At 34.6% G+C, this 13,706-nt stretch carries 13 protein-coding genes; 5 read left to right on the plus strand and 8 right to left on the minus strand.

Translation table 11 applies throughout. From position 1 onward, the window contains the following. Together ACP7AV_RS02520 and ACP7AV_RS02525 are read left to right on the plus strand one after the other, a co-directional pair. Entirely contained in the window at positions 1–1,527 is a 1,527-nt protein-coding gene (locus ACP7AV_RS02520; protein WP_426090629.1) for a PIN domain-containing protein, read from the plus strand. Positions 1,528–1,529: 2 nt separating this feature from the next. Beyond that, positions 1,530–1,910 (plus strand): hypothetical protein, encoded by a 381-nt coding sequence (locus ACP7AV_RS02525; RefSeq protein WP_426090630.1) that lies wholly within the window; start codon positions 1,530–1,532, stop codon positions 1,908–1,910. A 153-nt stretch (positions 1,911–2,063) separates the two neighbouring features. On the opposite strand, the gene sufD is transcribed toward ACP7AV_RS02525, so the two are convergent. The 5 genes from sufD to ACP7AV_RS02550 all read right to left on the minus strand — a co-directional run bounded on the left by sufD (position 2,064) and on the right by ACP7AV_RS02550 (position 6,571). Beyond that, positions 2,064–3,380 carry a Fe-S cluster assembly protein SufD gene (gene sufD, locus ACP7AV_RS02530; protein WP_426090631.1) on the minus strand — a complete coding sequence of 439 codons (1,317 nt, stop codon included), beginning with the start codon at positions 3,378–3,380 and terminating at the stop codon, positions 2,064–2,066. An 81-nt stretch (positions 3,381–3,461) separates the two neighbouring features. Continuing rightward, positions 3,462–4,214, minus strand: a complete 753-nt coding sequence (sufC, locus tag ACP7AV_RS02535; protein WP_426090632.1) for a Fe-S cluster assembly ATPase SufC — start codon at positions 4,212–4,214, stop codon at positions 3,462–3,464. A gap of 274 nt (positions 4,215–4,488) precedes the next feature. Further along, positions 4,489–4,692 carry a DUF2683 family protein gene (locus ACP7AV_RS02540; RefSeq protein WP_426090633.1) on the minus strand — a complete coding sequence of 68 codons (204 nt, stop codon included), beginning with the start codon at positions 4,690–4,692 and terminating at the stop codon, positions 4,489–4,491. A gap of 20 nt (positions 4,693–4,712) precedes the next feature. Next, a complete protein-coding gene (gene sufB / locus ACP7AV_RS02545; protein ID WP_426090634.1) occupies positions 4,713–6,161 on the minus strand; it encodes a Fe-S cluster assembly protein SufB in 1,449 nt (482 codons plus the stop codon). Positions 6,162–6,241: 80 nt separating this feature from the next. Beyond that, the gene (locus ACP7AV_RS02550; RefSeq protein ID WP_426062387.1) at positions 6,242–6,571 is read right to left on the minus strand and encodes a HesB/IscA family protein; all 330 of its coding nucleotides are present in this window, start codon (positions 6,569–6,571) and stop codon (positions 6,242–6,244) included. Between the two features lie 167 nt (positions 6,572–6,738). Here ACP7AV_RS02550 and ACP7AV_RS02555 point away from each other — a divergent pair, with 167 nt between their 5' ends. The 3 genes from ACP7AV_RS02555 (at position 6,739) to ACP7AV_RS02565 (ending at position 11,242) form a co-directional block, all read left to right on the plus strand. Beyond that, the gene (locus tag ACP7AV_RS02555; protein WP_426090635.1) at positions 6,739–7,599 is read left to right on the plus strand and encodes an MBL fold metallo-hydrolase; all 861 of its coding nucleotides are present in this window, start codon (positions 6,739–6,741) and stop codon (positions 7,597–7,599) included. 76 nt (positions 7,600–7,675) lie between these two features. Continuing rightward, a complete protein-coding gene (locus tag ACP7AV_RS02560; protein WP_426090636.1) occupies positions 7,676–9,307 on the plus strand; it encodes a S8 family peptidase in 1,632 nt (543 codons plus the stop codon). Positions 9,308–9,367: 60 nt separating this feature from the next. Next, positions 9,368–11,242 (plus strand): M1 family metallopeptidase, encoded by a 1,875-nt coding sequence (locus ACP7AV_RS02565; protein ID WP_426090637.1) that lies wholly within the window; start codon positions 9,368–9,370, stop codon positions 11,240–11,242. 253 nt (positions 11,243–11,495) lie between these two features. On the opposite strand, the gene ACP7AV_RS02570 is transcribed toward ACP7AV_RS02565, so the two are convergent. From ACP7AV_RS02570 to ACP7AV_RS02580, 3 genes are all read right to left on the minus strand, one after another. Then, a complete protein-coding gene (locus ACP7AV_RS02570; RefSeq protein ID WP_426090638.1) occupies positions 11,496–11,735 on the minus strand; it encodes a hypothetical protein in 240 nt (79 codons plus the stop codon). Further along, complete coding sequence (locus tag ACP7AV_RS02575; RefSeq protein ID WP_426090639.1) at positions 11,735–12,508, minus strand: NAD(P)/FAD-dependent oxidoreductase; 774 nt, start codon at positions 12,506–12,508, stop codon at positions 11,735–11,737. Before ACP7AV_RS02575 ends, ACP7AV_RS02570 begins: the two co-directional genes overlap by 1 nt. A 145-nt stretch (positions 12,509–12,653) precedes the next feature. Beyond that, positions 12,654–13,604 carry an L-threonine 3-dehydrogenase gene (locus ACP7AV_RS02580; protein ID WP_426090640.1) on the minus strand — a complete coding sequence of 317 codons (951 nt, stop codon included), beginning with the start codon at positions 13,602–13,604 and terminating at the stop codon, positions 12,654–12,656. Between the last annotated feature and the right edge of the window lie 102 nt (positions 13,605–13,706).

Genomic DNA, 13,706 nt, shown 5'->3' on the forward strand with positions numbered 1-13,706 from the left:
ATGAAAATTTTACTAGATACCAATATCATTATTCATAGAGAAGCGAGTAAAATATACAAACCAGAAATTGGGCAACTTTTCAAATGGATTGATAATCTAAAGTACTCAAAACACATTCATCCTTTAACAGTCGAAGAATTAGAAAGATATAAAGACCCAAATGCTCTTGACACAATGAGTATTAAGATTCAGAGTTACAATTTACTAAAACATCAAGCTCCATTAGGAGAAGAAATATTAAAAGTAAGCAAAAAAGTAGATAATCAAGATAATGATATAAATGACACTCAAATCTTAAATGAAGTTTATGAAGGTAGGGTTTATATCTTAATTTCAGAAGATAAAAAAATTCACACTAAAGCCAATTTGCTTGGAATAAGTGAAAGAGTTTTTAAAATTCAAAATTTCCTTGAAAAAGTTACTGCAGAAAATCCAGAATTAGTCAATTTTAAAGTTTTAGCTGTAAAAAAAGTTGATTTTGCAGAGGTAAAGATTAAAGAATCATTTTTTGATAGTTTTAGAGAAGATTATACGGAATTTGATGTTTGGTTTAATGGCAAATCGGAAGAGTCGTGTTATGTGTGTCATAGTGATGGAAATTTAACAGCATTTCTTTTTGTAAAAACAGAAAGTGAAGAAGAAAATTACTCAAACATTTCACCTGTTTTTCAACCAAAAAAGAGATTAAAAATTGGTACTTTAAAAGTTACGGGAAACGGATATAAAATTGGAGAGCGATTTCTTAAAACTATCTTTGACAATGCTATTCAGTATAAAGTTGAAGAAATTTATGTCACTCTTTTTGTCAAAAGGCCTGAACAAGAACAGCTAATTGAAATGCTTGAAGAATGGGGATTTGTTTACCACGGATTAAAAACAACCAAAAATGGAGAAGAACGAGTATATGTCAGATCATTTGGTAAAAATTTACCAAAGAACATTCAAAATCCTAAATTAACTTTTCCGTTCTTTTCTAGAGAAACAGATAAATATATTATAAAAATTGAACCTCAATATCATACAGAGCTTTTTCCAGACAGTATAAATACAAGAGAAGATAAATCTAAATATACTGAAAACGAACCTCACAGAAATCGAATAAGTAAAGCCTATATTTCACATTCAAAAGATAGAAATTTAAAATCTGGCGATATTGTTTTAATTTATAGAATCGGAGAAGAAGGGACTCAAAAAATTTATACAAGTACTATCACGACTATTTGTATAGTGGAAAACATTAAAAATGATTTTAAAACTTTTGATGATTTTTTCGACTCTTGTAATAGGAAAACTATGATCTCTAAAGATGATTTAAGAAATAAGTGGTGGGATAAATATCCTAAGTATAGACCTTTTGTGATTAATTTTTTGTTTGCACATTCATTACCAACTCCCAAACCAACCATAAGAAATTTAATTGACTTAAAGATTTTTGAAGACAGTAAAAGCATACCTTTAGGCTTTATAAAATTAACTAATGAACAGTTCAACGATTTAATTAATTTTGCATATAAAATCAAAAAATAGTTATGAAAGTAGTAATGTCAATTAAGCCCCAATTTGCAAATAAGATATTTGATGGTACTAAAAAATTTGAATTCAGAAAAGCTATTTTTAAAAACCAAAATGTCACTTCAGTCCTAGTTTATGCGTCTTCACCTGTTCAAAAGGTGATTGGTGAATTTGAAATTGGTGAAATATTCAATTTTGATCTTAAAACGCTTTGGGACAAAACCAAAGAATATTCTGGAATAACAGAAGATTATTTCTATGAATATTTTGCTGACAAAGAACAAGGTTTTGCGATTCAAATTAAAAATAAGAGAAGATTTAAAACACCAAAAAATCTTAAGGAAGATTATAATTTGACACCCCCTCAATCTTTTGCCTATTTTAATTCAATAGAATAATTTTAGCCCCGATAGCAGTGAAAATCCTTTTATTGTTTTCTTTAAAACAATAAAAGATTGCAACTAATGGCGGGAAAAGCTCCTAAAAAAATAAACCCTGTCAGAGTTTTAAACTCTGACAGGGTTACCATTATAACTTCTTCTTAGTGTTGATTACAAATCAAATCCTATTTTCACGCCTAATTTCGTAGCGATAATTTTGGTGATTCGTTGTTTTAACTCCGGTATTTTAATGTTTTCGATAACGGCATTTGAGAACGCATACATCAATAACGCTTTGGCTTCTTTTTTAGGAATTCCGCGTTGTTGCATGTAGAACATTGCGGTTTCGTCTAATTGTCCAATGGTACAACCGTGCGAACATTTTACGTCATCAGCAAAAATCTCTAATTGTGGTTTTGCATTGATCGTCGCTTTGTCGCTCAATAATATGTTGTTGCTTTTTTGGAATGCATTTGTTTTTTGAGCATCTTTCTCCACATACACTTTTCCGTTAAAAACTCCCGTAGAACGATCAGCGTAGATTCCTTTATAATCCTGAAAGCTTTCACAATTTGGAGTGGAATGTTTCACTAAAGTGTAATGATCGACATGTTGTTTTTCACCAATAATCGTTATTCCGTTCAAAGTACTTGTTAAACGTTCGCCAAAGTGATAAAAATTCAAGTTGTTTCTCGTAAGGTTTCCACCAAAAGAAAACGTGTGAACGGACACATGGCTTTCTTGCTTCTGAGAAACATAAGTGTTATCAATTAAATTTGCTTCAAGCGTATCGTTTTGAATTTTGTAATAATCAACGATAGCACGTTTTTGAGCAAAAATCTCGGTAACGGAATTCGTTAATACCGGGTTTTCGGTTAAGCTTTGATGGCGCTCAATAATTTGGACATGTGAATTCTCTCCAACAATCACCAAGTTTCTCGGCTGAACCAAAAGCGCCGCTTCATTCCCTGTTGAGAAATACATAATCTCAATTGGTTTATCCGCTACTTTACTTTTTGGAATATTGATGTAGGCGCCTTCAATAGCAAAAGCGGTGTTCAATGACGTCAAACTTTCGTCTCTGTTGGCAATTTGATTAAAATAAGTATCAATTACCATTTTGTATTTTGGTTTGGTCAATGCCGATGACATCAGACAAACATCAATTCCTTCGTGTGTGGTTGACGATAAATGCGAGCTGAAAACCCCATCAATAAACACTACTTTGTACGTGTCTACTTCGTGTAAAAAGTATTTTTTTACATGATTAAATTCAACTGCATTATCTTGTTTTGAAAAAACGGTAAAGTCATTTTTTAAGATGGCGTTTAGTGACGTGTATTTCCAAGCTTCGTCTTTTTTGGTTGGGAAACCTTTATTTTCAAAGTTTTTTATGGCGGCAGTTCTTACGTCATGAAGTTCAGCGTGAACATCAATGCGCTCTTCGAAAGCCATAAAAGATGATAGTAATTTTTCTTTTAAATCCATTTTTATTTTGTTTCAAGTTTAATGTTTAAATGTTTAAAGTTATCTGGTGGCAACTTTAAACTTTAAACTTCAAACAAATTTTTACGCTTCTTGTTCTTGTTTAATCCAGTCGTATCCTTTTTCTTCCAATTCATGCGCTAATTCTTTTCCACCAGATTTTACAATTTTTCCGTTGTATAACACGTGAACAAAATCAGGAACGATATAGTCTAATAATCTTTGGTAGTGTGTTATAACTACGATTGCATTTTTGTCGCTTTTTAGTTTGTTAACCCCATTAGCCACAATTCGTAAAGCATCAATATCAAGTCCAGAATCGGTTTCATCAAGAATAGCCAATTTTGGTTCTAGCATCGCCATTTGAAAAATCTCGTTACGTTTTTTTTCTCCGCCAGAAAAACCTTCGTTTAGAGAACGAGACAAAAACTTACGGTCGATTTCTAATAATTCTGATTTCTCACGAATCACTTTTAGCATTTCGTTTGCCGGCATTTCTTCCTGACCATTTGCTTTACGGGTTTCATTAATGGCAGTTCTGATAAAGTTCGTCACTGAAACTCCTGGAATCTCCACTGGATATTGAAACGAAAGGAAAACTCCTTTGTGCGCTCTTTCTTCTGGTGCCAATTCCGAAAGGTCTTCTCCGTCTAAAGAGATTTCACCTGCGGTTACTTCGTAGTTTTCGTTTCCTGCAATGATGGACGCTAACGTACTTTTTCCGGCGCCGTTTGGTCCCATTATCGCGTGAATTTCTCCTGCTTTTACCTCAAGGTTAATCCCTTTTAATATTTCTTTATCCCCAATAGAGGCATGTAAATTTTTTATACTTAACATATTGTCTTTGTTTATTCGTAATGACCTTTTAGTGATAAAATGTCTAATATTTCAATTGTATTTTCTTCGGTAACTTTATATATAATGCGATGTTCTTGATTTATTCTTCTTGACTATTTTCTAGAAAGCTGGTATTTCAATTGTTCCGGCTTTCCGATTCCTTCAAAAGGATGTAGTTAAATGTCTTCTATTAAATCTGTAATTTTATTTAGAATGTTTTTATTTCCAGATTTAATCCAAAAATCTAAATATTTCCTAGCTTTAGTCGTAAATACTATTTGCGTAAAGCACGTATTTCTTCCACCGTCATTTTTATCCCTTTCTCGTCTTTAATACTTTGTTCTGCTTCCAAAATTTCTTTTACAAACTCAGGGTTATATGGTTTTTCTTCTTTTATAATTTCAAATCCAAGTGATTTTGCCAATGATTTTAAAACTGGAAAATCTTTTTTCTTTACATTTTTTAAAATAATGTCCATAACTATTTAAGTTTAAAAGATTAACCTACGGAACCTTCTAACGAAATTTCTAATAATTTTTGTGCTTCAACGGCAAATTCCATTGGTAATTTATTCAATACGTCTTTACTAAAACCGTTTACGATCAACGCAATTGCTTTTTCGGTTGGAATTCCACGTTGGTTGCAATAGAAAACTTGGTCTTCGCCAATTTTACTTGTCGTAGCCTCATGTTCAATTTTTGCTGATGGATTTTTGCTTTCGATGTAAGGAAACGTATGCGCGCCACAATTGTTTCCCATTAATAAGGAATCGCATTGTGAAAAATTTCTGGCGTTCTCTGCGTTTGGTGAAATGCGGACCAAACCTCTGTAACTGTTTTGTGATTTTCCTGCAGAAATTCCCTTAGAAATAATGGTCGATTTAGTATTTTTACCTAAATGGATCATTTTTGTTCCAGTATCCGCTTGTTGGAAATTGTTGGTTACAGCAATCGAATAAAATTCTCCTGTTGAATTGTCTCCTTTTAAAATAACGGAAGGATATTTCCACGTTATAGCGGAACCGGTTTCTACTTGTGTCCAAGAAATTTTCGCGTTTTTCTCGCAAATTCCTCTTTTGGTTACAAAATTGAAAACTCCGCCTTTTCCTTCTTTATTTCCTGGATACCAGTTTTGTACGGTTGAATATTTTATTTCAGCATCGTCCAAAGCGATTAATTCTACTACTGCGGCGTGCAATTGATTTTCATCACGACTTGGAGCTGTACAACCTTCTAAGTAAGAAACATAACTACCTTCATCGGCAACTAATAAAGTTCTTTCGAATTGCCCTGTACCTGCTTGATTGATTCTAAAATAAGTAGAAAGTTCCATTGGACAACGAACGCCTTTTGGAATATAACAGAAAGATCCGTCAGAGAAAACTGCCGAATTCAAAGCTGCATAAAAGTTGTCTTTTTGCGGTACAACTGTCCCTAAATATTTACGAACTAATTCTGGATGCTCTTTGATGGCTTCAGAAATACTCATAAAGATTATGCCTTTTTCACCTAATGTTTTCTTGAAAGTGGTTGCTACTGAAACAGAATCTACAACAATATCCATCGCTACGTTGTTCATCATTTTTTGTTCATCGACGGAGATGCCCAACTTTTTGTACATTTCTAAAAGTTCAGGATCTACATCGTCCAATGTTTTACTAGGATCTACCGCTTTTGGAGCTGAATAATAGGAAATGGCCTGAAAATCAGGTTTAATATAATGCACATTTGCCCATTCCGGCTCAGTCATTTGCTCCCAGGCACGATAAGCCTCCAGACGCCAATCGGTCATCCATTGAGGTTCTCCTTTTTTGTGCGAAATAGCGCGAACGATATCTTCATTTAAACCTATAGGAAACGTTTCTGATTCCAATTCGGTGTAAAATCCGTATTCATATTCTTTAGTTTCGAGTTCGATTTTTAAGTCGTCTTCCGTATATTTTGACATAATTTATTGTCTTAAAGTTTTAAAGTCTAAAGTTTTAAAATCATTACCAGTCTTTCGACTTTATGACTTTAAACAATTGACTAAAGTGAAAATGATTCTCCGCAACCACAGGTTCTATTGGCGTTTGGGTTATTGAAAATAAACCCTTTACCATTTATTCCTCCTGAGAATTCTAAAATTGTTCCGGCTAAGTACAAAAAAGATTTTTTTTCTACAGCGATAGTGATATCATTGTCAACAAAAATTTTGTCGTCGTCGCTTTTTGTTTTATCAAATTTTAAATCATAAGATAATCCAGAACATCCGCCGCTTTTTACGCCCACTCTTACATAGTCGTTTGTAGCGTCAAAACCATCATCTTTCATTAAATCGATGATTTTTTTTCTTGCTGTGTCAGAAACTTTTATCATAGCTTATATTGATTTTGTCTAAATTAATGACAAAGATAGTGTATAAAATGCTTTTTCCATAGCTGATAACATTTTTATAACCAATGTTAAAATAGAAAAAAGCTATTTGAAACATCAAAAAGCATTTGAATTTCCTAACTTTGAAACCTATCAAAACCTACAAAAAAATGAAACTATATCCTATAGAAACAGGCAATTTTAAATTGGATGGCGGCGCAATGTTCGGCGTGGTACCAAAAACGATTTGGAACAAAACCAATCCGGCTGATGAAAACAATTTAATTGATATTGCGGCACGCTGTTTATTAATTGAAGATGGCAACCAATTGATTCTGATTGATACCGGAATGGGAAACAAGCAGTCCGAGAAATTTTTTGGTTATTATTCGCTTTGGGGAACCCATTCGATGGACAAATCGTTGGCCAAATATGGTTTTCATCGGGATGATGTCACTGATGTTTTTATGACGCATTTGCATTTTGACCATTGTGGTGGTAGCGTACAATGGAACGCTGACAAAACAGGATACGAACTTGCTTTTAAAAATGCTAAATTCTGGTCTAACGAAAATCATTGGGAATGGGCTACAAAACCAAATCCTCGGGAAAAAGCATCTTTCTTGTCTGAAAATATTTTGCCGATACAGGAAAGCGGTCAGCTGAATTTCATCCAGAAACCGGAAGGAGATTTTTTAGAAAAATCAGAATTGGGTTTTGGCATCTTCTTTGCTGATGGACATACTGAAAAGCAAATGATTCCGCACATTAAATATCAGGATAAAACGATTGTTTTTTGCGCTGATTTATTGGCAACAGCCGGACACGTTCCCATTCCTTACGTGATGGGTTATGATACCAGACCTTTATTGACTATGCCCGAAAAAGCGAAGTTTCTAAATGCCGCCGCGGATAATAATTATTATTTGTTTTTGGAACACGATGCGGACAATGAAATCATAACCGTGCAAAAAACTGAGAAAGGCATACGGCTCAAAGAAGTTTATAAATGCGATGAAGTCTTAACATAGTGTTAAGGACAGTTTCATTTGTAACAAAAAAAATTATTTTAGACAAATATTTCAAAAACTAAATAAAAAATTCGAAATGAATACCATTAAACCCATTTACATTTCTGCTTTTGCTTTTTTAACATTAGTAGGATGTGGCGCTTCAAAACAAGTTTCAAATACTAATAATTCTGATTTAGTTGCCATAAGCGCTCCTTTAAACATTACAAAAAAGGCAGCCATAACTGAAAACGACCTAAAACGTTGGAGTCATTTAGATATTGTAACTGACACCATTCCTGGAATGAGTGTTGATAAGGCTTACGCCGAATTATTAAAAGGTAAAAAAGGCGTGCCAGTAATTGTTGGAATTGTAGATTCTGGTGTGGATATCGAACATGAAGATTTGAAATCTGTACTTTGGACCAATACAAAAGAGATTGCCGGAAACGGAATTGACGATGACAAAAACGGATACATTGATGATATCCATGGATGGAATTTTCTTGGAAATAGTACCAAAGAGAATTTGGAATACGAAAGAATTATCAAAGATAAAACCTTGGTTGATGACGCTACGTACCAAGCGGCAAAAGCATTAAATGATAAAAAAGTGGCTGATGCTGCTGCTGGAAAAACACGTTCACAGCAAATGTTAGAGACTATCGCTGCTGGTGATGCTGTGTTAGTTAAACATTTTGGCAAACCAGTTTATACAATTGAAGAGGTAAATGCAATTGTTTCACAAGAACCGTCAACACAAAAAAGTAAAGCGGCAATGCAACAAATGCTTTCTTATGGATTGCCAATATCAGAGTTGAAAATTGCTGTTCAAAAACAATTAGAAGAGCAGGTTGCACTTATCAACGGCGATCATCTTAAAACCGATTACCGTAAAGTGGTAGGAGATAATCCAAACGATATTACCGATACCAAGTATGGAAACAATAATGTGATGGGACCAGACAAAAATGAAATTCTTCATGGAACTCACGTTGCCGGAATTGTTGCACAAACCAGAAATAACGTATTAGGAGGCGATGGGATTGCAAATAATGTTCAAATCCTCACGGTTCGTGCAGTGCCCGACGGTGATGAGTATGATAAAGATATTGCATTAGGAATTCGCTATGCAGTAGATAATGGTGCGAAAGTCATTAACGGAAGTTTTGGAAAAAGTTTTTCTCCACACAAAAAATGGGTTTATGATGCGATAAAATATGCTGAGAAAAAAGATGTATTGATTGTTCACGCAGCCGGTAACGATGCAAAAGATATTGACTTTGCTGAAAATTTCCCTAATGATTCAGAAGATAAAGTAACAGAGTTTGCAGATAATTTAATCACAATTGGTGCTTTGAATTTTGAGTATGGAAATAAAGTTGTGGCTCGTTTTTCTAATATCGGAAAAATAAATGTAGACGTTTTTGCTCCCGGAGTGAAAATCTATGCTACAACTCCAAATAATACGTATAAATATTTGCAAGGAACTTCAATGGCCTCGCCAAACGTTGCCGGAGTTGCCGCATTAATTCGTTCGTACTATCCAAAATTATCTGCTCAACAGGTAAAACATATCTTGATGGATTCAGGGGTTGCTATTTCAACTGATGTCATCGTAGGTGGAAAAGCTACTGACGTACGTTCTTTTACTGCACTGTCTAAATCAGGAAAAATAGTAAATGCATACAACGCTTTACTGATGGCTGAAAAAATATCTAAAAAATAACAATTCAAATATTCATCAATGGAAGAGCACTTTGTTCTTCCATTTTTATTTTTATCCTATATGAAAAAACTACTTTTATTATCTTTTTTTACTTTAAGTTTTGCAAATCTGTTTGCTCAAAGCTCTTCTTATTGGCAGCAGCATGTTGACTACAAAATGGATGTTACCATGGATGTTAAGACTTATGAGTACAAAGGAAAGCAGGAATTGGTTTATACCAATAATTCTCCTGATACTTTGAGAAAAGTATATTATCACCTTTATAATAATGCTTTCCAGCCAGGAAGCGAAATGGATGCCAGAATTCAAAGTATAAAGGACCCTGATGCCAGAATGGTTAACAAAATAAATGCGGGGATTAATGAAGTGAAAGAAAGCCGAATCAAAAATTTAAAACCTAATGAAACGGGGTATTTGAATATCACTAATTTCACACAAGACGGAGTTAATGCTGCTTTTAAAGCTGTTGGAACAATTCTCGAAGTTACTTTGGTTAAGCCAATACTTCCCAATTCTAAAACCACTTTTAAATTAGATTTTGATGGACAGGTTCCAATTCAAATTCGTCGTTCCGGAAGAAATAATGCTGAAGGAGTAGAATTGTCAATGGCACAATGGTACCCAAAAATTGCCGAATTCGATTTTGAAGGTTGGCATGCAGATCCATATATCGCCAGAGAATTTCATGGTGTGTGGGGAAATTTTGACGTGAATATTACTATCGATGCCGCATACGTTTTAGGTGGTACGGGTTATTTGCAAAACAAAAATACAATTGGACATGGATATCAAGATCCGGGCGTTGTTGTGACCCTTCCAAAGGGAATTAAAACGTTGACATGGCACTTTAATGCACCAATGGTTCATGATTTTACTTGGGCAGCTGACAAAGAGTATATTCACGACGTAGTGAAAGGTCCGAACAATGTCGACTTGCATTTCTTGTATAAAAACAATCCAAAATATATCCAAAACTGGAAAAATTTACAGCCAAAAACAGTGCAGTTAATGGCGTTTTACAACAAAACAATTGGAGATTATCCGTACAAACAATATTCTGTCATTCAAGGTGGCGATGGCGGAATGGAATATGCGATGTGTACGCTAATTTTAGGACAAGGAAGTTTTGAAGGATTATTAGGAGTAACCGCTCACGAAATGGCACACTCTTGGTTCCAGCATGTATTGGCTTCCAATGAATCAAAACACGGATGGATGGACGAAGGTTTTACTTCATTTCTGGAAGATTTAGGAATGAATGAAATTGCAGATAAAAAAGTAGAAAACCCATTCACAGGAGCGTATGCTGGATATTTTTCAATGGTAAATTCTGGGAAAGAATTGCCACAAACTACACATGCAGATCGTTTTGACGAAAACAGAGTGTATAGCATCACTTCGTATAGCAAAGGAGAACTTTTCTTGACACAATTAATGTATTTGATAGGGAAAGAGAATCTGATGAAAACCTTAAAAAAGTATTACAGCGATTTTAAATTCAAACATCCTACGCCAAACGATATCAAAAGATCTGCCGAAAGAATTACAGGAGCAAATCTGGATTGGTACTTGACGGATTGGACACAAACCACCAATACTATTGATTACGGTATCAGAGAACCGAGAGACATTGGTGAAAAAACGATTGTTACATTAGAAAGAATAGGCAGAATGCCAATGCCAATTGATTTGTTAGTGGAATATACAGATGGAACAATGGAGAGTTTTTACATTCCGTTGCGTATGATGAGTTTCGAAAAAGAAAATCCAAATCCTGCTATAAAAAGAACGGTTCTTGGTGATTGGGCTTGGGCGTATCCTACAATGGAATTCATGATTGCGAAACCTAAAAGCGCCATCAAGAAAATTACCATCGATCCGAGCAGCTTAATGGCTGACATCAAGAAAGAAAACAATACTTACGAATTAAAGTAACATTTAAATGCCCTGAAAAGGGCTTTTTTTATGCAATCTAGTCAGGTGTTACTATTCTAAATCACCTTCTGAATTTAAAATATTCTGCCAAAGGATGTTTCTTATTTTTTAACATTTTAGAAACGAGCTCCATTCCAATAACTGAAAATGTGATACCGTTTCCGCCAAAACCCAAAACAAAATAAGCACTTCTGAAATTAGGATGTTTGCCAATAGATGGTAAGTCGTCTTTAGTTTCGCCAAAGGTATTCGCCTAAACAAAATCCATTCTAAAATCGTAATCGGGTAAAATTTTCTTCAGATATTTAGTCAATTTACCGGATTTGTCGTTGATTAAGGATTCTCTTTTTTCGGCATTTACAAAATCCTCATCCTCTCCACCAATAAGTAATCGGTAATCATCGGTGGTTTGCATGTAAATGTAGGGTTCCGCGGTATTCCAAAAAAGAGTGTCGTTAATATGTGATTGGTCGTCTTCAAACCTTTCTCCCACTATTGCATAAGTAGAAAGTAATTTATAAACTTGTCCTTAATGATTTCGGTACTTTCAAAACCGTTGCAGTAAATTATTTTTTTAGCGGTAATGGTAGTGCCATTTTCTGTTTGAACGCTCACGCCATTTTGTTTGTAAGTGACTTTTTTGATATCCGTTTTATCAAAGATTTTCAATCCTTTTTCATGATTGTACGCCAGAATATCGTGGGCTAATTGGAAAGCACCTATACTGCCGCCTTGTTCCGAAAAGATTCCACCATACGAATGTTTGTTGTGAAACTTTTTATAAATTTCATCGGCTTCGAGCCATTTTACGGGCATTCCAATTTTTTTTCGAGCTTCGAATTCTTTTTTTAACCAGCCAACATCTTTCTTTACAGCGGCAAAATAGAGCGATTCTTTTTTCTTGAATCCACAATCATATTTTACCTGTCGCACTATTTTTTTCAAATCATCAATCGATTTATAACACGCCCAATAACTGTCAACGGCAGCTTTTTCACCAATTAAATCAATGAGTTGGTGCAAAGGAACGTCAATCTCATATTGTAATATGGATGTCGTAGCCGATGTACTTCCATGACCAATTTCTCTTCGGTCGATCAGTACGGTTTTGTAACCTTCTTCCATACATTGATGGGCGATAAGGCTGCCCGTTATTCCACCGCCTACGATTAGAATTTCTGTGTCAAGATTTTCTCTTATTGACGGATAGGAGTTGGCTATTCCATTTTTCACCAAAAAAAAAGGCTCGCTTGATGTAAGTTTCATGGCGCTGCCGTTTTTATCAAATTTAAAGAAAATATCTTTTTAATATGATACTTAAAATAAAACATAATTTCAAAAAAATCGGGTTTCAAAAAACTAGATTTTCACCTTGATTTTTTAAAACCCGAACTTTATATAAATAAAAGTATTATGCTTTTTCCGAACTCAAATTTTCCAGCATATCTTTAGTCATGCTTTCCAAATCAAATTCATGTTTCCATCCCCAATCCTTTCTAGCTTCAGCGTCATCAATACTTGCTGGCCAGCTGTCGGCTATTTTTTGACGGAAGTCCGGTTCATAAGTAACTGTAAATTCAGGAATGTGTTTCTTGATTTCGGCAGCAATCTCCGTCGGCGTAAAGCTCATTGCAGCCAAATTATACGAAGAATGAATTTTTATTTGCTCTGCCGGCGCTTGCATAATTTGAATGGTCGCCGCAATCGCATCGTCCATGTACATCATCGGCATTTTAGTTTCTGAGGATAAAAAACATTCGTAAGTTTTATCAGAAAGTGCTTTGTGAAAAATGTCTACCGCATAATCCGTAGTTCCGCCACCAGGAGGCGATGACCAGCTAATTAGACCCGGATAACGAATGCTTCTCACATCTACACCAAAAATATTATGGTAATATTCACACCATCTTTCTCCGGCTTGTTTGCTGATTCCATACACCGTTGAAGGTTCCATTATCGTATATTGTGGCGTATTTTCTTTAGGAGTTGTTGGTCCAAAAACCGCAATACTCGAAGGCCAGAATATTTTTTTTATTTTTCCGGCTTTCGCCAAATTCAAAACATGAAACAACGAATTCATATTTAAATCCCAAGCAAAAGCTGGGTTTTTCTCTGCTGTTGCAGATAATAATGCGGCCATCAAATACACCTCGTCAATTTGGTGCAATTCCACTAAATGTTCAATTTGATTGAAATCTAAGGCGTTCACGACTTCAAATGGACCGGAATTCACGACATCAATATTTAGCTTTCGGATATCCGAAGCAATTACATTTTCTGTTCCATATATTTTTCGTAGTTTTTGGGTAAGCTCCGTTCCTATTTGGCCACAAGCGCCAATAATCAATATTTTTGTACTCATTTTTGTCTGTTTTGAAAAACAAAGATAACGTTTTCGCAAATAATATGACTTTGATGAAAATCATTATAAAAATCTTAAAATAGTGTTTAAAAAAACACTTAA

This window comes from Flavobacterium sp. DSR3-2, from assembly GCF_049896525.1.
Taxonomy (GTDB): domain Bacteria; phylum Bacteroidota; class Bacteroidia; order Flavobacteriales; family Flavobacteriaceae; genus Flavobacterium.